The 21,934-nt window shown below is 39.3% G+C and carries 16 protein-coding genes; all 16 read left to right on the top strand.

The genetic code is table 11. The features are described 5' to 3' along the window. The first annotated feature begins 8 nt into the window (after positions 1-8). Entirely contained in the window at positions 9-239 is a 231-nt protein-coding gene (locus tag BW976_RS29205) for a hypothetical protein (RefSeq protein ID WP_175614027.1), read from the top strand. A gap of 33 nt (positions 240-272) precedes the next feature. Next, on the top strand, positions 273-809 hold the full coding sequence (locus BW976_RS02865) for an RNA polymerase sigma factor (RefSeq protein WP_076370167.1): 537 nt from the start codon (positions 273-275) through the stop codon (positions 807-809). Between the two features lie 114 nt (positions 810-923). Then, positions 924-1,802, top strand: coding sequence for a FecR family protein (locus BW976_RS02860; protein WP_076370165.1), 879 nt, complete (start codon positions 924-926; stop codon positions 1,800-1,802). A 239-nt stretch (positions 1,803-2,041) separates the two neighbouring features. Then, complete coding sequence (locus tag BW976_RS02855; protein WP_076370163.1) at positions 2,042-3,259, top strand: glycoside hydrolase family 88/105 protein; 1,218 nt, start codon at positions 2,042-2,044, stop codon at positions 3,257-3,259. A 55-nt stretch (positions 3,260-3,314) separates the two neighbouring features. Further along, positions 3,315-3,839 carry an SMP-30/gluconolactonase/LRE family protein gene (locus tag BW976_RS02850; protein ID WP_139332180.1) on the top strand — a complete coding sequence of 175 codons (525 nt, stop codon included), beginning with the start codon at positions 3,315-3,317 and terminating at the stop codon, positions 3,837-3,839. A 1-nt stretch (position 3,840) separates the two neighbouring features. Continuing rightward, positions 3,841-6,420, top strand: a complete 2,580-nt coding sequence (locus tag BW976_RS02845; protein WP_245834605.1) for a glycoside hydrolase family 95 protein — start codon at positions 3,841-3,843, stop codon at positions 6,418-6,420. Positions 6,421-6,424: 4 nt separating this feature from the next. After that, positions 6,425-8,575, top strand: coding sequence for a glycoside hydrolase family 31 protein (locus BW976_RS02840; protein ID WP_139332179.1), 2,151 nt, complete (start codon positions 6,425-6,427; stop codon positions 8,573-8,575). A 242-nt stretch (positions 8,576-8,817) separates the two neighbouring features. Beyond that, a complete protein-coding gene (locus BW976_RS02835; RefSeq protein ID WP_076370159.1) occupies positions 8,818-9,477 on the top strand; it encodes an adenylate/guanylate cyclase domain-containing protein in 660 nt (219 codons plus the stop codon). A gap of 360 nt (positions 9,478-9,837) precedes the next feature. Then, positions 9,838-10,764: a metallophosphoesterase family protein gene (locus BW976_RS02830; protein ID WP_076370157.1), complete on the top strand. Its 927-nt coding sequence runs from the start codon at positions 9,838-9,840 to the stop codon at positions 10,762-10,764. Between the two features lie 27 nt (positions 10,765-10,791). Beyond that, complete coding sequence (locus BW976_RS02825; RefSeq protein ID WP_076370155.1) at positions 10,792-11,889, top strand: alkaline phosphatase family protein; 1,098 nt, start codon at positions 10,792-10,794, stop codon at positions 11,887-11,889. Between the two features lie 24 nt (positions 11,890-11,913). Then, positions 11,914-12,927: a metallophosphoesterase family protein gene (locus BW976_RS02820; protein ID WP_076370153.1), complete on the top strand. Its 1,014-nt coding sequence runs from the start codon at positions 11,914-11,916 to the stop codon at positions 12,925-12,927. Between the two features lie 19 nt (positions 12,928-12,946). Beyond that, on the top strand, positions 12,947-13,834 hold the full coding sequence (locus tag BW976_RS02815; RefSeq protein WP_076370151.1) for an alkaline phosphatase family protein: 888 nt from the start codon (positions 12,947-12,949) through the stop codon (positions 13,832-13,834). Positions 13,835-14,166: 332 nt separating this feature from the next. After that, on the top strand, positions 14,167-14,748 hold the full coding sequence (locus BW976_RS02810; protein ID WP_076370149.1) for a helix-turn-helix domain-containing protein: 582 nt from the start codon (positions 14,167-14,169) through the stop codon (positions 14,746-14,748). 1,121 nt (positions 14,749-15,869) lie between these two features. Further along, the gene (locus BW976_RS02805) at positions 15,870-19,019 is read left to right on the top strand and encodes a SusC/RagA family TonB-linked outer membrane protein (RefSeq protein ID WP_076370147.1); all 3,150 of its coding nucleotides are present in this window, start codon (positions 15,870-15,872) and stop codon (positions 19,017-19,019) included. A 19-nt stretch (positions 19,020-19,038) separates the two neighbouring features. Further along, the gene (locus BW976_RS02800; protein ID WP_076370641.1) at positions 19,039-20,553 is read left to right on the top strand and encodes a SusD/RagB family nutrient-binding outer membrane lipoprotein; all 1,515 of its coding nucleotides are present in this window, start codon (positions 19,039-19,041) and stop codon (positions 20,551-20,553) included. A gap of 83 nt (positions 20,554-20,636) precedes the next feature. Next, the gene (locus BW976_RS02795) at positions 20,637-21,674 is read left to right on the top strand and encodes an alpha-L-fucosidase (protein WP_076370145.1); all 1,038 of its coding nucleotides are present in this window, start codon (positions 20,637-20,639) and stop codon (positions 21,672-21,674) included. The last annotated feature ends 260 nt before the right edge of the window (positions 21,675-21,934 follow it).

The following is a 21,934-nucleotide window of genomic DNA, read 5'->3' as shown; positions in this document are numbered from 1 at the left end:
TGATGCTTATGCCTAAAACAGTTTCGATAACAGCATTTCAAAATGGTGATATGCGAACGCTCAATCACGTTTTTAACTACACTGTACGGAAAAGGCAGGGTAGTGGCTGTTGGTGTCCATGGCTATACAACGAGTATACAAATGGCAGATTACCCGCAGCTATGAGCTTTGATAATGATAAGGCTGCAGATGATCTGAGTAAGTGGCTGCTGGATCAGGTACCCGCAAAAGGGAACTAAAAAATAACTAATCAATCATATCAGTGCTAGGCAATGGTTTCAGAAATTGAATTGATCGTATTAATTAAAGAGGGGGATATCCGCGCCTTTGATGAGTTTTATAAAAGAAACTGGCGTGCGCTGTATCAAACGGCTTATCGTTCAACATCCTCACAGGAGGATGCTAAGGATCTGGTACAAACGGTTTTTATAAATTTATGGAATTGCAGACAAAACCTTAACCCCGATGCTTATAAGCCCTCTTATCTCTTTAAGATCCTGAGAAATAACATCATTAATTTTTATAAGCAGGATTCGGCCAGAAGAAAGAGATTAGAACAACTGCTATATCTTGACGAAGTTGATCAGTACACTAATGAAGAAAATCTAATGGCTAAAGAACTTTCGATTGTAATTGATGGAGAGATCAGGGAACTGCCCCGGAAAATGCAGGAGGTTTTTATTTTATCACGCCGGCAGCACCTTTCTGTCAACGAAATTTCTGAAACACTTAATATTACACCCCGCACAGTTAAAAACCAGCTTTCCAACGCCTTAAAAATACTGCGCACCAAACTGGGCATGTTTTAGCCATTGTCTATAAAAATAAAATAAATCTGGTACCAGGCTGCCTTAGTCTTGTATATAGTATCAAAACCAAAAACTGTTTAAATAACAGTTCATGTAAACTTAAAACAGATCATCATGACGCTATGGCGAAGGCCAGATCCCGGCGATAAAGTTGGGGAGGAACATCTTCGGGACGAGGAGGCGATGCACGCTGTAGAAAAAGAAATGCTCCGGAATATCCACAAAGATATTTTGGGAAGATGGCATTTCTTCAAAACCACAACCGCAAGGTATACCATAGCTGCTTCTTTACTGCTGATGTGCTGCTGCGGGCTTTTGTATAAAAAATTATCGGCTAATGACGAGGCTAATTGGATAGCGGTATCCAGTCCCAAAGGGAATATTAAAAACATACAACTTCCTGATGGATCAACAGTTTGGTTAAACTCAGGTTCGATACTGAAGTTCCCTGAACATTTTGGGAAAACGAGAGAGATAGAATTAGTTGATGGTGAGGCTTATTTTGATGTAAAACATGATGATCATTCACCATTTACAGTACATTATGGCCGCTTACATGCACGTGTGCTAGGGACTGCATTTAACGTGAAGTTTTATAAAAATATTAGTGATGTACGGTTGTCAGTTACCCGTGGCCGGGTTGAAGTCGGTAACAAATCATCAAGCTTTGGTGTGATCACGCTTGGCAAAGAGGTAGTTTATGATCAAAAAGCAGGTACCCACCAGATTAGACTAATAGATGCAGAAAAGGTATCCGCGTGGAAATCAAATGAGATCAATCTATATAGCATCCCGTTTGATGAATTGGTCATGCGGCTGGAAAATATCTATAATGTTCATATCAATTATGACCATACCAGGGTAAACCATCTGACAACCACTATTCACTTTTCGAGAGTTAACACCTTACCATATGTGCTTAATATCATTAAAACCATTCATCATTTGGATTATGATATAAATGGAAAGGAGATTTATCTGAGAAAAATGTGAATCAGTGAACCAAATAAGGCCGATACCACCTGCTAAACGCGAATATCGACCAGAGTTGAATGATGAGTTATTGGCAGGTTTCAGGCTAATCCAATAATTTCAAGTTGGTGGCATATTAAGTTATGAACCTATGTCAGGGAAAACTTTACCAATAAAGCTGGGCCAATTATCGCGACACCGATAAAAACGGTAAGAGCTATAAATAAAAAGAAAACTACGTAACCAAAAAATAATAAAACATGAAGCGATTTTTATACCCGTTGCTGATCCTTTGCTCAACCACGGTTTTGGGGCAAAGCAGCAATACCGAAGAGGTAATCAGAAAGGTTGCAGACAATGTAATTCAAAATACCTCCTTTAAATTTATCAATACCAATACCAAAGAAAAATACGATTCAACCAAAGGTTTAGCTTCTTCACCAGATATTAAAGCGGATAGTAAGTACAATAAATGGATGTACGTGAACGGTGTATTAACAATTGGTATGGTACAAATGGCAGATGTACTCGGCGACAAAAAATACTCAGATTATTCACAACGTAACTTCGCTTTTATTTTTGATAACCTGGGTTATTTCGAGGCTCTTCGTAAAGCTAAAGTACCAAAAGTAGAGTATGGTGCTGTTTTCAGCATTAGTAATCTGGATGCCTGCGGTGCTATGTCGGCCGGGTTATTTGATGTAGATGCATTAGCCAACCGGAAAGATTATAAGGCGTATTTGAGCAGGTCGGCCGATTATATCTTAAACAAACAACTGCGTTTACCCGATGGTACACTTTCGCGTCCGGTACCTCGCAATATGACCCTTTGGGCAGACGATATGTTTATGAGTATCCCTTTCCTGGCACGTATGGGTAAACAAACCGGTGATAGTAAATATTTTGATGACGCTATAAAACAGGTAGAGAATTTTAACAAATACCTGTATGATCCTAATACAGGTTTGTTCTTTCATAATTATTATTCCGATGACCAGACAAATGGTGTCGGCCACTGGGGGCGCAGCAATGGCTGGATAGCTATGGCAACCGTAGAGCTGTTAAATAACCTGCCGGCCAATCATCCTAAACGTGCAGAAATAATTAAATTATTATTGAGACAAATAGTAGGATATGCCCGTTACCAGGATCAAACAGGTTTATGGCACCAGTTATTGGATAAACCAGACTCTTATCTGGAAACATCAGTTACGGCCATGTATACCTATGCCGTTGCCCGGGCGGTGAACCAGGGTTGGATCAATGAAAAGTATATAGCCATAGCCCAGGAAGGTTGGAAAGGCTTATTGACTAAAGTTACAGTTGATGGTCAGCTGCAGGATGTGTGTATCGGTACCAATATGGATACGGATATCAAATTTTACTATACCCGTCCAACAGAGCTGAACGATACACATGGTACCGGTGCATTTTTATTAGCCGGAACTGAAATGCTAAAAGCGGAAAGGAAGAAATAGTTAGAGAATAATGTGCTCGTAATAATACGCTGCGGTTACCAAGGAATAGATCGAAATGGCTTTAAATATCCATTCATTCGGTCATGTGTTCAATCTCAAGACATCAAGACAAAGTAATCAAAAGCTGCTGATCATGATTACAGAGGACGATAAGGAAATAGTTTATGTACCCGATAGCAAAACCAAAAAGATTCACCGGATTGAAAAAGGGAAAGTAAGTGTGTTTTTAACAAACATAGGAGGAGTGAACGGTCTTAAAGCTATAGGACCTGATCTTTATATCCTCGGTGGACAAAAATTCATGAAATCTGACAGCAAAGGAAATTTAACCCCGATCATTACGCTTAGTTGTGGTGGCGATGGACTTGGGCCTGTTGGCAATGGCGATTTCCTGATCACATGCTGGTCGGGCCATATATTTTATGTAACTGCCGATGGCAAAATTGAAACTTTATTGGACATACAGGAAAAAAAGGTAAATACTGCCGATCTTGCATATGGTATCATAAAACATATTTTATATGTGCCTACCTTTTGGGGTAAAAAAGTGGCGGCTTACAAATTAATAACAACCAAATAATATGGAGCTTAATAAAGTTCAGTCTATTAAAAATTACCTGGTTATTATCTACATGGCAAGCGCTGGCATGGTATCGGCTCAAACGCATGGTGATGATCCTTATTTAAAATTATGGTATAGCAAACCTGCTGCTGCCTGGGAAGAGGCCCTGCCTTTGGGCAATGCCACTACAGGGGCTATGGTATTTGGTGGGGTAAAGCAGGAGCATTACCAACTAAACGATCATAATCTGTGGTCGGGTTATCCGGAATCTGGTAACAACCCGCAAGGGCCAGAGTATCTGCCACAAGTACGGAAGGCCATATTTGATAATGATTTTGACAAAGCAGCAGACCTCTGGAAAAAACATTTGCAGGGTCCGTACACTGCTCGTTACTTACCCTTGGGCGACCTGTTGTTGGATTTTAATGTGACCGACATTACGCATTATTATCGTGACCTGGATTTAAATAAAGCGGTTTCAACCGTAAAATATGAGACTAGCGGTGTACACTATACTCGTGAAACTTTTATCAGTTACCCGGATAAGGTAATGATGATACGTATTGCCGCCAACACAAAGGGTGCTATTAGTTTTACCGCTAATTTGCAAAGCAAACTTCATTTTTCTATAGCGAACGAAGGCGATAATAAACTTATATTAAAAGGAAAGGCCCCAAGCTATGTAGCCAATCGTGATTATGAACCACGGCAGGTAATTTACGATGAACCCAAAGGTGAAGGAATGAACTTTCAGATCAACCTGAAGATTAAAAATGAGGGCGGGCGCGTAAGTGTTGTTAATAATACGTTGCAGGTTAGCGGCGCCAATGAGGTGCTTATTTATTTAACAGAGGCTACCAGTTTTAATGGTTTTAACAAATCGCCAGGTTTGCAGGGAAAAGATCCGGCTGTTGAAGCCAATGCCGTTTTACTTGCAGCATGGCAAAAAACATATGAAAAACTCAAACAACGGCACATAGTAGATTATCAACGGTTGTTTAAGCGCGTGAGTTTTAATCTGGGTGCTGATGCCAACATGGTAAAGCAACCTACAGATCAAAGGCTCCGGAATTTTAGTGTAGCCAATCCCGATAAACAATTACAAACCCTGCATTACCAGTTTGGACGCTATTTACTCATTGCCAGTTCAAGGCCAGGCAGTGCTCCGGCAAATTTGCAAGGTATCTGGAATGACCAGGTATCACCACCATGGGGTAGCAATTATACAACCAATATCAACACGGAGATGAATTATTGGCTGGCCGAAAATGCCAACCTTTCAGAATGTCATCAGCCTTTATTTGACTTTTTAAAAGAGCTAACTGTAAATGGTGCTATCACCGCCAAAGAAAGCTATAACATCCAGGAGGGCTGGGTTGAGCACCATAACAGCGATATATGGGCTAAAACCTCAACTGTGGGTGGTTGTGATGATGATCCTAAAAGTTCGGTAAAATGGTCGGCATGGCCAATGGGCGGTGCTTGGATGAGTCTGCATTTGTATGATCATTACTTGTTTACCGGCGATAAAATATTTTTAAGTAAAACCGCTTATCCAATTATGAAAGGTGCCACGCAGTTTATGTTGCACTGGCTTGTAACCGATCCTAAAACAGGATATCTGATAACCAATCCCTCCACATCGCCCGAGAATACCATCAAAATTAATGGCAAGGAATATTTGATAAGTATGGCCTCTACCATGGATATGTCTATTATTCGAGAATTATTCCAGGATTGCATCAGCAGTGCACAGGTATTGGGCATTGATAAGAATTTTGCAGCACAGGTAAAAACCGCTTATGATAAATTGTATCCATTTCATATAGGTAAGCACGGACAACTGCAGGAATGGTTCCAGGATTGGGACGATCCGGTGGATACACACAGACATATCTCTCACCTGTTCAGCCTGTTTCCTGGCAGACAGATATCCGTGTTTAATACACCAGAGCTGGCCGCTGCCGCCAAACAATCCATGATATACAGGGGAGATGTAAGTACAGGCTGGTCAATGGCCTGGAAGGTGAATTGGTGGTCGCGTATGCACGATGGTAATCACGCTTACAAAATACTAGGTGCAGCATTTAACTATATGAATCCCGTGCAAAAGAAAGAGCAAATGAGTGGTGGCGGTACTTATCCTAATTTGTTCGACGCACATCCGCCTTTTCAAATCGATGGAAACTTTGGCGGAACGGCCGGTATGACCGAAATGCTATTGCAAAGCCAAAACGGCGAAATAGAACTCTTGCCAGCCCTGCCTGATGCCTGGGCCGATGGCAGTATCAAGGGTATTAAGGCCCGTGGTAATTTTGAAGTAGCCATCGATTGGAAAAAAGGTAAATTGACTAAAGTACTCATTAAATCAAACCTGGGTGGCAATTGCCGGCTTCGGACGCCTATCCCTGTAAAGGTGGTTGAAGTAAATAGTAAAGCCGCTGCTGGCGTAAATAAAAACATATTGAGTAGGCCACCCGCAATACCAACATACCAAGAAGTTGATGATGTCAAACTGGCGGATATCAGCTTTAATAAGGGTTATGTAATTGACTTTCCCACCGAAAAAGGTAAAACCTACACCATTATACCTCAATAACGAAATGAAAATTCTGAAGTTTTTTTTGATGATTTCCTTGCTTTTAAGTTCTACAGAAATACTCAAGGCGCAATCTATTATCTGGACAGAGGTTGAACCGGGAATATGGAAAGGAGTGATTGGTAAGCCCGAAGAATTTGATCTGTTGAAAGTTGCTGGGGCTCAGCCATACTATGCGGGCTTACAGCAAATGCCCAAGGTAACGTTTCCACTAGCCCAGGACGAAATTATAGGTCGCGTACAGGATGGTAAAACCTACCTTCGTTTCCCGCTGGAGAGAAAAGAGCAGATATTTGGTTTTGGCTTAAACTTTCAAACTGTATTTCAACGGGGTAAAGTGCTCTCCTTGCATGTAGATAATTATGCGGGTAAGGATAATGGCCGCACCCATGCGCCTACACCATTTTATGTGTCTTCCAATGGCTACGGGGTATTCATCAACTCGGCCAGATATATTAATGTGTATGCCGGTACAGCAGTGAGGCGGGATAGTAAAACAGTACCCGATGTACAGGATAGAAATCTGGACAAAAACTGGAACTCACATCCGTACTCTGATGGAGTAGAAATCCTGGTGCCCGCTGCAGGTGTGGAGATTTATGTATTTGCAGGCCCAACAACTTTAGATGCTATACGACGTTATAATTTGTTGAATGGTGGTGGTTGCTTACCACCGCGTTGGGGTCTGGGTTTCACCCAACGCATGCAGCGTTTAACCGATGCACAAGGCGTAGCTGCGGAGGCGCAGGCTTTTGAGGAAAAAGGTTACCCACTGGATTTCATCGGTCTTGAACCCGGCTGGCAAAGTAAATCATACCCCTGTACTTTTGAGTGGGACAAAACCCGCTTCCCTGATCCAAAAACGCTGGTGCAGGACATGTTGAAAAAGAATATCAGGCTAAACTTATGGACAAATCCCTACGTATCGCCTGAGGCTCCTGTTTATAAAGATATTTTGCCATACAGTGGTTCGCATACCGTTTGGAATGGCATCGTACCTGATATCAGTATGCCTGAGGCCCGGAAGATATTTTTTGGGGAACTGGAAAAAGGTAAAATAGATATTGGTGTTAGTGGCTATAAGATGGATGAGGTTGATGGTGGCGATAATTATTTATGGCCTGATGTAGCTGTTTTTCCTTCAGGACACGATGCCGAACAAATGCGTCAGACCTACGGACTTATGATGCAACGTTATACCAGCGAAATTTATCACAATCGTAACCAACGCACTTTTGGTCTGGTACGTGCTTCAAACGGCGGCGGCGCATCATTTCCTTATGTGATTTATAATGACTATTACGACCATCGCGATTTCATAACAGCGCTAGTGAACAGCGGCTTTGCCGGAGTACTGTGGACACCTGAAGTGCGTTCATCTAAAACAGCCGAGGAATGGTTGCGCAGGTTTCAATCGAACGTGTTTTCGCCAATGGCTATGATCAATGCCTGGGCTAGTGGCACCAAACCATGGTCGTTTTCTGAGGTTGCCGAACAGGTAAAAACAATGGCCAACTTGCGGATGCAGATGATGCCTTACTGGTATAGCGAGTTTGCTAAATATCATTTTGAAGGTATTCCGCCATTCAGAGCTATGTATCTGGAAGACGGTTTTACAAATACCGAAGCCAGAAGTGAAAATAAGAAACTGAATCTGGAAGAAAACCCGTATGAAGAAGCGGCGACTAAAGAAGTAAAGGATCAATATATGGCAGGGGAGTACTTATTGGTGGCTCCTATGTTTGCCGGGCAAACCAGCCGTAAAGTAATATTGCCTAAAGGTAAATGGTATGATTTTTATAGCGGAAAATATGCCGGTAACGGCGAGGTAATCAACGTAACACCTGGTTTGGATAAGATTCCTGTATACGTAAAGGATGGGGGTATAATACCTATGATGCCGGTAATGTTGCATGCGCCAAAAGCAGGGCAGAAGGTTGATATAGAGGTAAAGTACTATGGTGAACAACCCGGTACCTATTCATTATATGATGATGACGGCGAAACCTATGATTATGAAAAAGGAAATTATGCCTTCCGTAAGATCACGGTAATTAAGCTGAATGGAAAACTAAAAGGCGCAATTACCCCAGCTCCAAAAGGTAAGCCTGATAATGTAGGTAAAGTAACTTTTAAAGCGATGACAGAACTGTAAGTATACATTCATACGCCTGCAGTTTTACCAAACTATATAATGTTAATGCCATCGGATTTACCTGGTGGCTTTTTTGTTGAGTTTATTAAAGCCTTTGCAAAACGGTCTTTTAAATTTCTTTACCGCTTTTATTAAGGTTTTCACCGATAAGCAAGCACCATTGGCCTTTTTTGCTTTGCCATAGCTTTGTCACCGTTTTACATTTGTTAAAATGTTTTAAGTGGCTAATCGTCCCTACTGTTATGGAAAATAATTACTTTATGCTGAACCCAAACTCTGCTGCACCTGATCAGGAGCAGGAGCTTGCCATTATGTTCTTGGATATCCGGAACTTTACTGGACTGATGGAATCACAGCCAGGTCAAACCGTTATACAGATTGTTCGACGGTTGTTCACAGCTTTTGGCCAAATTGTGAAAAAATTCGAAGGCAGGGTGGTAGAAATTGCCGGCGATAGTTTGTATATAGTATTTGGTTTACAAACCGAACTTAAGGTAGCTGTGAATAATGCATACCAGGCCGCCCAAGTAATGTTTCATACGGTTAACCTTTTTAATGAAGCTTATGCTGAACCCTATTATGGTGGCCCACTCGAAATAGGTATGGGTTTACACGCCGGAAAAGTTTTCGTGGGCGAATTCGGTTTAGATAACGCGCCACAATTGTCGGTTATGGGCTTGCCTGTCAACATCGCTTCCCGGCTTCAGGCCAAGACTAGGGAACTGGATAATGATCTGATCATTTCAGAAGATGCATATCAATTGCTGGTTAATGAACAGACCATTGTTCAGCAGCAAACTGTGCAACTACAGGGAATTAGGCAAGAACAGCAAGTACGCTTAGCCGGCAAATCATATGGTACTCAACAAAATCTGGACTATTTACTGGCTATCTCTGGTTAATACCAGATCTACATAAAGACCTTTCAACCCATAATAAGAACATGCTTACAGCCGGTGAGCTTATATTACCGCTGTAATTGGCAATCTGCATCGGCAACGCTATTCCTTATTCACAGAAATTCTTTCTGCTTCCCGCCAAATAACTTCCGAAAATAATTAATGATGAGTCATGAAAAGTAGGTCTATGAAGTTGTTTTTTTATGGCTAAGCCTTTAAAAATATGAAGTTCATTCAGTTGAATGTTTACCAATGTTAAATAAAATACTAAAATATGTTAATTTTTGTATAGTATTTGTAAACTAGTTGTGTAGTATTTATATTTGACATCGGTAAACCCAATTTTTAGCGATATCAAATTATATGAAAAGACGGGATCTAATCAAAAAGATCGGGCTGGCTACCGGAGCAGCGGCATTAAGCAATGTTGTTGTTGCATCTCCCCTTAATTCGGAGCAAAAAAAGAAAAAGGTTTTAAAAATAGCGCACATTACCGATGTGCATATACGACCTGAGTACAATGCTGTAGCCCGTTTTAAAAAGTGTTTGGAAATGATCAAAAAAGATAAGGTTGATCTGATCCTGAATGGTGGTGACTCTATATATGCAGCCGATTACGATAATATTAAAAAAGAGCGTGTTGTTGAGCTATGGAACTGTTGGAAAGATAGCATATCCTTAGTTAATGAAATTTCGATGTATAGCGTGCTTGGAAATCATGACATGTGGTGGCAGGGTAAAGGAGATGAACTTTTTGGTAAACCTGGTGTACTTAAAATGTTGGGTTTGAAGAATAGTTATTACAGTTTCGACAAGAATGGATGGCACTTTATTATGCTGGATAGTAATCATCCCAAAACCCCAGGGATGTTGGATGAAGAACAATGGAACTGGTTTGTTCAGGATGTACAAGCTAGCAATGGTAAGCCAACGTTGATCATGTCACATTACCCACTCCTGAGCTGTACAGGTATCACTGATAATAAACCTGACTTTATTGGTCCATTTAAAGTAAGTGGCAGCTACAATCATCTGGATATTATGAAGTTTATTGATGTGTTTAACAAAAATAAAAACATCAAAGTTTGTTTGAGTGGTCATATTCACCTGCTGGATAAAGTATGGTACAACGATGTGAGTTATTTGTGTAATGGTGCAGCCAGTGGTTTTTGGTGGGAGCCGGGTGATGATGGCAAAAGCTCTTATAAACAAACTGTACCGGGCTACTCCTTGCTGAATCTGTATAGCGATGGCAGTTTTGATGATGAATATGTTAAGTACGAGGCCTAATTAATTAAAAATATAACCCTAACTGAAATGAAAAAACTATCCTTCTTATTAATGTTTTTGTTGGTAACCTGCATAACCGCATCCGCTCAGAAAGCTACAGCTGACAAGGCGGCAAATATTATTATCGTGTCCATTGATGGCTTGCGATGGCACGAAGTTTTTCAGGGTGCTGAGAAAGCATTGATCCTGAACAAAAGATATAACTCTCAGGATTCCGTTCAGCGAATAAAAAAATATTGGTCTGAGGATCAACAGGAGCGAAGAGCTAAGCTGATGCCTTTTGTATGGAGTATTTTTGCGAAAGATGGGCAATTGTACGGCAACCGTGATTTAGGAAGCCCGGTAAATGTTAAAAACCCGTATTGGTTTTCATACCCAGGCCGAAGTGAAAACTTAACAGGGTACGCAGATCCTAAAGTGAACTCAAACGACTATCCTGATAACCCAAACAAAAATGTACTGGAATTTATTGATCAGCAAAAAGGATATAAAGGCAAAGTTGTAGCTTTTGCATCGTGGGATGCTGTGGCCAGAATTATAAACCGGAATAGGAATGGCATAATGGTTAATAATCCGTTTGAAGACATTAAAGGAGATAATCTTACAGAGGCCGAAAAACTGGCCAATGAAATTCAGCATTATGAGCCTCAGATATGGGGTGACGGCGAACGTTTGGATGCTACTACCTACGCACTGGCTAAATCATATATTAAGGCCAAACATCCAAAGGTAGTTTACCTTGACCTTGCTGATACAGATGATCATGCACACGGAGGTAATTATGATCTCTATTTGGATGCCATCCATAACATTGACGCTATGATTAGTAGTTTGTGGAATTATATGCAGAAAGACTCCTTTTATAAGAACAATACCACTATCATAGTGATGCCCGATCATGGGAGAGGGGAAGGAAAACAATGGACAAGTCATGGCGCCAGTATTCCGCATGCTAATGATACCTGGTTAATGGCTATGGGCCCTAAGATAAAGCCACTGGGCGAGGTGAAAAATAATGGACAGATTTATCAGGATCAGTACGCAAAAACCATTGCCAAATTGTTAGGATTTAACTTCACCTCAGTAAATCCTATTGGTGCAGTAATAGGTAGCATTGCACAGTAAGCTAAAACATAGTTCGTTTATCCCATGAAAAATCAAAACAGAAGAAACTTTATTCAAAAATTGGCAGTAGGTGGTTTGATGATCACCCCATTTAAAAAAATAATCGCCTCGCCGGTTTCTGTACAATTATCGAACGCTCCGGCTAAAGTGAATATCAGGTTTGGGATATGTGCGGATATACATCAGGACATTATGCATGACGGTGAAAAACGTTTGCAGGTTTTCGTAGACGATATGCAAAAACAAAAGATTGATTTCATTATTCAGTTAGGTGATTTTTGCCGACCCTATGAAAGAAATCTTCCATTTTTAAAAATATGGGAACAATTCACTGGTCCCCGGTATCTCGTGATTGGTAACCATGATAATGACGGTGGTTTCTCCCATGATCAGGTGATCGCTTTCTGGAAAGCGCCGTTTAAATATTATTCCTTTGATAAAAACGGGTATCATTTTGTAGTGTTAAATGGAAATGAGCACAATCCTTCGCCAGACAGACCGGTAGGATATGCGCGTTTTATCGGTAAAGAACAACAGGCATGGTTGGAAAAAGATCTGCAGCAAACCAAACTTACCACTATTATATTTTGTCATCAAGGTTTAGATAACGATATGGGTGGTATTGAAAATGCTACCCAGATCAGGCTGATTCTGGAGCGAGCTAATCAGGATGCAGGTTTTAAAAAAGTACGGTTGGTATTTAGTGGTCACCATCACCTGGATTATCAAAATGAGATTAATGATATCTTTTATGTTCAGATCAATAGCATGTCTTACCAATGGTTGGGTGATTCCTACGTTAAGATGCGTTATAATGCAGAAATTGATCAGAAATATCCTTATATCAAATACACAGTACCTTATAAAGATCCCATCTACACGGTAGCTGAAATAGATAGTCGCGGAAGTTTCTCATTAAAAGGCGCCAGCACATCTTTTGTTGGTCCGTCGCCTATCGAACTGGGTATGCCCAAACATGAAATGGGCTACGAGGTTGTGCCAACCATTTCGCCCAGAAAAATTAACCTTAATTCCTGATTAGTTTAACCATTATATTATGAAAAGATCATTTATTATACTTTGCCTGATTGGCTTAGTTTCACAACTAAGTGCACAAATTAAACATGTAAAACATATCGTATTGATAGGTTGTGATGGTTTTGGGGCTTACGCTGTGCCCGACGCAAAAATGCCTAACTTAAAACATCTGATGGAAACAGGCTCATGGTCGTTAAAAGCAAGGTGTGTAATGCCATCATCAAGTGCCGATAATTGGGCATCAATGTTAATGGGAGCAGGCATAACAGAGCATGGCTATACAGAATGGAATAGTAAAGTTCCTGAAATTCCGTCAGTCACAACCACTAAGTATGGTATTTTTCCAACTATTTTTAGCGTTATCCGTGATCAAAGGCCAGAAGCTAAAACTGCTGCTATTTATAGTTGGGGTGGTATAGCTCCGCTGATAGAAAAAGATGCTATCAATATTGTGATACCGGGTGGCGATGCAGGAGATGATTTTTGTGTGGATACTACGGTGAGTGTCATTAAAAGAGAGAAACCCCTTTTTACATTTATCCATGTGAGCCAGCCTGATGGTGTGGGGCATAATATAGGTCATCGGACCCCCGCTTATTATGAGGAATTACAAAAGGTTGATGCGCGCATTGGTAAAATTGTTCAGGCCCTAAAAGATGCAGGTATCGAAAACGAAACTATTATTATAGTGACAGCCGATCACGGTGGTATTAATAAAGGACATGGTGGTAAATCATTGGATGAGATACAAATACCATGGATAATAAACGGTGTTGGTGTCAAAAAAAATCATGAAATAAAAGATGTGATCATTACGTACGATACGGCTGCTACCATAGCCTGGGTATTTGGATTGAAAATGCCACAAAGCTGGCGTGGGAAGCCCGTAACTGATGGGTTTAATTAAGCGAACCTTATAATAACGTATACTGTTTGAACAGGTTGCTCACTTGCTAAAAAGTGGGTTTACATGGTTTACACTTTTTATGGTTAACACGGTGTTATATTATTGATAATCAATAATATGTGATTTTTTTCCTTGAAATAGTGTAAACCATGATTTTGAATAATAACTAGTGGCTATTTTTTTGATTCCGCTCGACTTGCCTGTATTACTATTCAAATAAGTTATAGGATTAAGATCAGTCAAAATAAAGTTAGGTACCTTAGTCCCTTTCCTGTATTGCGTAACGGGTATCATTATTAAATTTTGATTACTTTTGATCGAAAGTAATTACTATGCAAGACGATATTATCCTGAAGATTAGCTACCGTTTAAAAGAAATAAGAAAAGACAAACGTATAACCATTCAGGAACTGGCTGATAAGGCTGGGGTTAGTAAAGGGTTAATATCCCAAATTGAAAATAACCGTACCATACCTTCTCTTCCGGTATTGATGAATATCGTTCAGTCGTTAAACCTGGATTTAACTGAATTTTTTAAAGATCTTTCTTCCAAAGGGCATCAGGAAAAAGTATTTGTCATTCGTTCATCTGAATATAGCCCAATTCAAAAAGAGGCATCCAAAGGTTTCAGCTATCAAAGGATGCTGACACGTAATATACAGGGTGGTCCGGTTGACTTTGTATTGTTAGAGTTAAAAAAAGGAGCCCGGCGCAATAAAATGGTAGTGACCGATGCTTTTGAATACAAGTATCTGATTAAAGGTAGGATCGACTATTTGATAGAAGATAAAAATTATATTTTAGAAGAAGGTGATTCTATCTTTTTTGATGGTCGCCTGGGACATAGCCTCTCTAATATTGGCGATTCTCAAGCTATAATGCTGGTAGTTTATTATTTCATCTCCAACGATTAATACTCATCTCCGCACGATATTAAGTGCTATAAATAAAGCCCCATATCTATATCCCTGAACAGGCGTTCCAGTTTGTTACAAGTGGGTTTACACAATTTATGGTTAACATTATTTATTTAATTGATAATCAAATAAATATCTATGTTTTATTGTCATATAGTGGGTTTAAGTGTAAACCCACTCTGATTTACCTGAAAGGGCCCCTAAAGTTGCTTCTTCCTCAACTTTATAACTCAGGGGCCTCTGCGAGTTTAAGTTAACCCACAAAATTCACCAACCTAAAATTTCATAACCACCTACGGAGCCAAAGAACGTCCTCTTTTAGGCTATAAACACGTGGCCCCGCTGGGGCCGGCAATGCTTTATACTATAATTAGTATACCTGGCCTGCCATTCGGCCTCAGAGAGGCCTCCTGTTTATAGATAAAATTTAAAGAAATGGTGGACTCCAGCGGAGTCTCCTAATCGTGAACTTGCTTTCCGAGTGCTGTTTAGTTCACATTTAGATTTTGTGGGTTAACTTAAACTGCGAGAGGCCCCGTGGGGACTGCAATATAATGGATTTACGTTGATCAGCTTAGCGCAGAGCATTCCATGTCATTAAATAGGGTTTATAAAGTGTAGTATCCGTATCGACTGTGGAATAATGGTTTTGATGTTGGAAAATTAAAATTCATTATTCGATATGAGTTCCTTTCGTCATTTTCCCAACGCTTATGCCTTTTTTTAAAAATTACTTTTAAGGGCCTGCAATTTATCACATTTTATGGTGTTGCATTTATCTGAAAGAGGGATATTCTGGTTGTTTATTTTTATTTAATGTTTATTTAGTATTTATAAACTATCAATCAATTGTCTAATGTGTGTTAAATGATCGCTTTGATTGTCTGATAATTGCTTACACAAACGTTTGCGTAATAAATTTAATTGTAATTTGTTAATTTACAGTTATCTGTGTTTTATTAAAAAAAGTTATTTATAAGTGTGTCTAAAAAATAATTTAATTTATAAGTGAGTTTTTTTGTTTTTAATGTTTAATATTTATTAACTTGTTGTTTACAAATAATGACTTTATTTGTACAAATACTAAACAAAACTATTGGAATTTAAACTATTAAAAAATGAAGAATTTTTACTTGTTAAAGCATGGCCTGCTCCTGGTAGTAGTATGGTTGCTGACTTTGGGTATAGGTTATGCTCAAAGTACGATTGAAGGAAAAGTTTCCGATGAGTCGGGGCCTATTCCGGGAGTGGTCGTATCCAATAAATCAACAGGGAAAGGCACGGCCTCTGATTTAAAAGGTGGATTCAGAATTGCGGCAAATGCCGGGGATGTTCTGGAGTTTAAATCGCTCGGTTATTTGACCCGGTTGTTAAAAATTGAAGGCAAAGACCCCTTAACTGTTTTGTTGAAGACTGATTCCAAAAACCTCAATGAAGTGGTAGTTACTGCACTCGGTATTAAAAAAGAAAAAAGTGCCGTAGGTTATGCCATTCAGGAAGTAAAAGGTGATGCATTAACCAAAGCAAGGGAACCAAACCCTGTAATTTCATTAACCGGAAAAGTAGCGGGTTTGCTGATTACGCCAAGTTCTAATCTTTTTGGGAATCCCGGAATTTCTCTCCGTGGCCAAACGGGAGTACTTTTTGTAGTGGATGGCACACCAATCAGTACTGATTCCTGGAATTTGAGTGGGGATGATATTGAAAGTTATTCGGTATTAAAAGGCGCAAACGCGGCTGCTTTGTATGGTAGCAGGGGAGCGAATGGCGCTATTATTATTACAACTAAGAAAGGCACGGGTTCTAAGCAAAAATCATTATCTGTCGAGCTCAATTCAAGTACCCAGTTGCAGCTTGGTTATAATGCGATACCCAAAATACAAACCAGCTATGGTCCCGGTGATAATTTCGACTATGCATTTAAAGATGGTAAAGGTGGTGGAACTAATGATAACGATTATTTTATTTGGGGCCCCCGGTTTGAAGGGCAGCTAATTCCACAATATAATAGTCCGGTTGACCCCGCTACCGGTAACCTGGTGCCAATACCCTGGCTGGCGAGAGGTAAAGACAATCTTGCGAATTTTTTGCAAAATGGATTGATCAGCACCAATAATGTTGCAGTTTCCACACAAAGTGATCTTGGTAACTTGCGATTTTCGGTTTCGGATATTTACCAACGTGGTACTATACCTAATACACAGTTAAATATTACAAACTTTTCTGTTAACGGGACAATAAATGTAAGTAAAAAAGTAAGGTTTGAATCCAGCATTAATTACGACAGGCAGATTTCGCCAAACTATCCGGTTGCCGGATATGGCCCCACAAGCCCGGTTTATTTGATGACAGTTTGGGGAAGTGCCGATTATGATGTCCGTGATCTCAGAAATTACTGGCAACCAGGTAAAGTTGGTATTCAGCAATACTCCAGAGAATACACCATATATAACAATCCCTGGTTTGTGGCTTATGAGAATTTGCAGATCTACAAAAAGGATGACTTGTATGGACACGTACAGATGGATTATGACATAACAGATAAGCTTAAATTTAATTTACGTACCGATGTAAGTACCTGGTCTAAAAACTATGCTGTTAATATTCCGGTTTCAGGTAATTTTTATCAATATGGTAATTACAATCAGATAGGAGGCTATATCAACCAGAATTCTAAATTCTGGGAAAACAATACGCAGGCTTCTTTAAGCTATGCAGATAAGTTCAGATCATTCGGATATAAAACATCGGTTTTTGCTAATATACGTACAGTTAATGTTCAGGAAACCGATGCCAGCACAAACGGCGGCTTACTGGTGCCGGGTGTATACACCTTGAGTAACTCTGTTTTGCCTTCTGTGCCACAAAATTATTTTGCACAGCGCCAGGTAAACAGTGCGTATGGCTTGATCGATTTGAATTACAAAACTTTTCTTTATCTAAATCTAACCGGTCGTTTTGATAAATCATCTACTTTGCCGGCAAGTCATGATACTTATTTTTATCCCTCAGCTTCTTTGAGCGTTGTATTATCTGAGTTTATACATTTACCCCAAGCTATATCTTATTTAAAAGCAAGGGGATCTTATGCTAATATTGCCCGCGACGTGGTGGATGAAAATAATCAGTATGATATTTATAAACAGATACCTACCTATACAACAAACTCCCTTCGCTGGAATAATAATACCGGTGTTAATTATAGCAGTACACTTTACAACGGTGACATACAAGCTGCACGTGTAAAAACATCTGAAGTAGGTTTAGAGGCTCGTTTTTTTAATAATCGCTTAGGTTTTGATGCGGCTTATTTTCACAATATTGAGGGGCCTGGGATTGTAAACGTTGCTGAATCACCCACTTCGGGAGTTACATCTTATCAGCAGAATGCTTACACCTATACCCGTAAGGGAGCGGAATTGACTATTGACGGAACTCCAATAAAAACAGCCGCCTTTTCATGGAATATAGCAGGTAACTGGTCTTTCAATCACAAATGGCTTGATAAGATTGATGGCGTACAAACCCGCAATGGGATGATCAAATTAGGTGACCGGGCAGACAGCTATTATATTTATGATTTTCAAAGAGATCCCCAGGGAAACATCATTGTAAAATCTAATGGATTGCCTGCAATAAACCCTTATCAAACTAAAGTAGGTTATACAGATAATAATTTTGTTGCCGGTATTAACAATACATTCAAGTATAAGGCCTTTAGTCTTAGCTTTCAGTTAGATGGCCGTTTTGGCGGCAAAGTTCAAAATTATGTTGATTACAAACAATGGCAGGCAGGCGTAGCGCCGGGCTCAGATTCGCCACAACGTTTGGCCGATTGGAATAACCGCAATAATCCAAACTGGCAAGGTACGGTTATGACTAATGGATCAAAGATAGTAAGTGGTCTTTTAAGCACCGATCAGGATGGTAAAGTGATTTCGGATACACGGGTTTTTGCTCCTAATAATGTACCGGTTCTTTATGAAAACTGGGCCAGTAATTTTTATACATCAGGTTATGAGATTACCAGGAGCGCCACCTATGTTAAGCTCAGAGAGGTTATACTGAGTTACAATTTCTCAAAAAGCCTGCTCGATCGTACCAAATTTATAAAAACTGCCAGTGTTTCTTTTGTAGCCAGGAATTTATTATACCTGACAGGAAAAGGAACGCAAAATATAGATCTGGATCAGTTTACATCCAGCTCTACCAATCTGCAAACACCAACGGTTAAAAGTATTGGCTTTAATTTAAATGCCACATTTTAAGATATTAATAAGCAACAACATGAAAGCAAGAAATATAACAGGCCTTTTTTTACTTATTTTAAGTATGGTCCAATTGTCATGCAAAAAGTTTGATGATTTACGAAAAGATCCCTCGGCTATTGTAAATGCACCACCAAAATTGGTGTTTACCGGCCTTTTGTTAGATCTAGTGCAATCTGAAGGGCCTTGGGGGCAAGATCAACGCAATAATCAATTTATGGTATTGAACGAACCATATTACGGAGGGCAATATTATGACTGGATAACAGGTAGTTATTCTAACTATACCTATCTGCAAAATGTTGGCCGCCTGGAAATAGAAGCGCAAAAAAACGGTGCTACAGCCGCTCCTTATATGGCTCTTGCCAAATTTTTCAGGGCTTACTTTTTTGTGAATTTAACTACAATGTTTGGTGATGTTCCGATGAGTGAGGCGCTAAACGGAGCAACCAGTAAAATTTTCACACCGAAGTACGATAGTCAGCACGATGTTTACATGCAATGTTTAAAATTGTTGGATGATGCCAATACGCAGATAGCTCCTTTAGTGAAAAGTAATACAATAGTTGATGGGGATTTCTTTTATGGTGGTGATCTTTCCAAATGGCAAAAGTTAATCAATTCTTTCCGTTTACGGGTGCTGATTAGCTTAAGCAAAAGGGCAGATGATGCACCTGATTTAAATATCAAACAGCAGTTCGCCAATATAATCAACAATCCTGCACAATATCCTTTGATATTAACCAATGCGGATAATTTTCAATTAGTATATAATACCTCGGATGTATCCAATAATTACCCGTTATGGCCAAGTAATGGCGTTGTTTTATACAAAGATCTGAGAAACACGCTGGGGGCTACCTATGTTGATATTATTAAAAAAACAAAAGATCCCCGAATTTTTGTAATTGCCTTGCCTACGGATTCTGCCAAAGCAAGTGGCGATCCAAATTATGCAACTGAGTTTACCTCTTTCAGAGGGGCGAAAACCGGTGATTTGCAATCCACTCAAAAAACTCAGTCAATAGCGGGTTTATTAAGCGAGATCAATTTTTACTATTGGGAAGCCAGTCCTACGGGTATACCTTATGTATATACAGGTGCATCCGAAACCAATTTCAGTATCGCAGAAGCTATCAATCGCGGCTGGGTTTCTGGCGATGCTTCTACTTATTATAATCAGGGGATTTCAGAATCTATGAAATTCTATGGCGTAGCTGGTGCTGCGATCAGCACATTTCAAACACAAAACCCTTATGCAGGAAATACACCAACCGGGCTTACGCAAATATTGGAGCAAAAATATGTTGCTTTTTTTGAGAACTCCGGAAAAGAAGCTTATTATAATAACCGCAGAACGGGTGTGCCTAAATTTGATGTAGGGCCGCAAAATGCCAACAATAATTTAATCCCTACGCGCTGGGCTTATCCCACTGGTGAATATACCACGAATACGGTAAATGTAAAAGCAGCTATTCAAAGTCAGTTTAGTGGAGCTGATACGCAAAATGGTGTTACCTGGCAGGTAAAATAAAGAACTTGGTTAGTTAATCTTACAAAGGGCCGCATCTTTGCGGTCCTTTGTATTGTTAGCATACAAAACATTAAAATCACATCATGAAAAAGAATATTGCTGCGTTTTCTATAATGTTTATTTTTTCAGCGGCTGTATTTGCGCAATCGCCCTATATTCCTTCTAAACGTAATCTCGCAAATAGGCAATGGTTTAACAGCGCTAAATTAGGTCTGTTCATTCATTATGGCATTTATTCGCAGTTAGATGATGTGGATGAAGCCTGGGCTATGCGGAAATATACCATACCTCAATATGAAAAAAATGCAAATCAGTTCGACCCAAAAGATTTTAACGCTAAAGATTGGGTGGCTACAGCTAAACAATTAGGGTTTAAATACATCACTATAACCACCAAGCATCATGATGGCTTTTGTTTATTTGATTCAAAGTATACCGACTGGACGATCATGCATTACGGAAAAAGGCATATTGATATCATTAAAGCCCTGGCTGATGAATGTCATAAGCAGGGGGTAAAGTTGTGGTTGTATTATTCTTTGTTAGATTGGCATCATCCGGATTTTGTATTTCGTAAAAATGAGGGAGGTACGTATATTCATCAATTATCTAATCCCAATCGGGCTGAGCAAAAGTATTTTCAGTATATACAAAATCAACTTACCGAGTTACTAACCAATTATGGAACTGTTGCAGGAATATGGTTTGACGGGTATTGGTCGAAAGACATCAGTCGATATCCTTTCCAGGAAATTTATGGTCTGATTCACAAATTACAACCAGCCTGTATGATTATTAATAATCATGATATGTTTTACATTCCGGGTGAAGATGCTATGGTATATGCCCTATATGATCCTTTTCCGCAAGTTGCTTACGATAGTGATCCGCGTTTAAAGCAAATACCATTGCAAGCCATGGATATGAGTAGTAGTAAATGGGGATACTATTCTAAACAAATATATAAACCTGTTGATACCCTTATATATAATATGAAAAAAGTGGCAAATAAACGTGCGTCTTTTGTGCTAAATACTGGCCCGTTGCCTAGTGGAAAACTAGATTCGCATTTTATAGATACCATGAAAGTTGTAAATGAGCGAATGGATATCCGTAAATAATCTCAGTTTTTTTAAACCTCAGTTTTATTATTGTAATATTTAGTATTGGTAAACAATTGAAATTAGATTTTCTATCTTTTTGGCTATTTCCAACTAAAAATGTGGAAAAATATTTTAATAAATGTTTAGTATTTGTTTACTTTTTTATAAAAAGTATTTATATTTGGAAATAAATACTAAACAATAATTATAAACAGAATTTTGCATATGCAAATAATGGTTTAAAGGTATTGGTAAGTTGATTAATGTGTTTATTTAGG

Source organism: Mucilaginibacter lappiensis, from assembly GCF_900155965.1.
Taxonomy (GTDB): Bacteria; Bacteroidota; Bacteroidia; order Sphingobacteriales; family Sphingobacteriaceae; genus Mucilaginibacter; species Mucilaginibacter lappiensis.
The sequence above is the reverse complement of the archived record's forward strand: the minus strand, read 5'-3'. Positions and strand labels throughout refer to the sequence as shown.

Excerpts from the sequence above, each read along its gene's own strand:
- BW976_RS02850 (WP_139332180.1), top strand. The coding sequence starts at position 3,315 with ATGGCTTTAAATATCCATTCATTCGGTCATGTGTTCAATCTCAAGACA.
- BW976_RS02855 (WP_076370163.1), top strand. The coding sequence starts at position 2,042 with ATGAAGCGATTTTTATACCCGTTGCTGATCCTTTGCTCAACCACGGTT.
- BW976_RS29205 (WP_175614027.1), top strand. The coding sequence starts at position 9 with ATGCCTAAAACAGTTTCGATAACAGCATTTCAAAATGGTGATATGCGA.
- BW976_RS02835 (WP_076370159.1), top strand. The coding sequence starts at position 8,818 with ATGGAAAATAATTACTTTATGCTGAACCCAAACTCTGCTGCACCTGAT.
- BW976_RS02830 (WP_076370157.1), top strand. The coding sequence starts at position 9,838 with ATGAAAAGACGGGATCTAATCAAAAAGATCGGGCTGGCTACCGGAGCA.
- BW976_RS02820 (WP_076370153.1), top strand. The coding sequence starts at position 11,914 with ATGAAAAATCAAAACAGAAGAAACTTTATTCAAAAATTGGCAGTAGGT.
- BW976_RS02840 (WP_139332179.1), top strand. The coding sequence starts at position 6,425 with ATGAAAATTCTGAAGTTTTTTTTGATGATTTCCTTGCTTTTAAGTTCT.
- BW976_RS02795 (WP_076370145.1), top strand. The coding sequence starts at position 20,637 with ATGAAAAAGAATATTGCTGCGTTTTCTATAATGTTTATTTTTTCAGCG.
- BW976_RS02845 (WP_245834605.1), top strand. The coding sequence starts at position 3,841 with ATGGAGCTTAATAAAGTTCAGTCTATTAAAAATTACCTGGTTATTATC.
- BW976_RS02860 (WP_076370165.1), top strand. The coding sequence starts at position 924 with ATGACGCTATGGCGAAGGCCAGATCCCGGCGATAAAGTTGGGGAGGAA.
- BW976_RS02865 (WP_076370167.1), top strand. The coding sequence starts at position 273 with ATGGTTTCAGAAATTGAATTGATCGTATTAATTAAAGAGGGGGATATC.
- BW976_RS02825 (WP_076370155.1), top strand. The coding sequence starts at position 10,792 with ATGAAAAAACTATCCTTCTTATTAATGTTTTTGTTGGTAACCTGCATA.
- BW976_RS02810 (WP_076370149.1), top strand. The coding sequence starts at position 14,167 with ATGCAAGACGATATTATCCTGAAGATTAGCTACCGTTTAAAAGAAATA.
- BW976_RS02805 (WP_076370147.1), top strand. The coding sequence starts at position 15,870 with ATGAAGAATTTTTACTTGTTAAAGCATGGCCTGCTCCTGGTAGTAGTA.
- BW976_RS02800 (WP_076370641.1), top strand. The coding sequence starts at position 19,039 with ATGAAAGCAAGAAATATAACAGGCCTTTTTTTACTTATTTTAAGTATG.
- BW976_RS02815 (WP_076370151.1), top strand. The coding sequence starts at position 12,947 with ATGAAAAGATCATTTATTATACTTTGCCTGATTGGCTTAGTTTCACAA.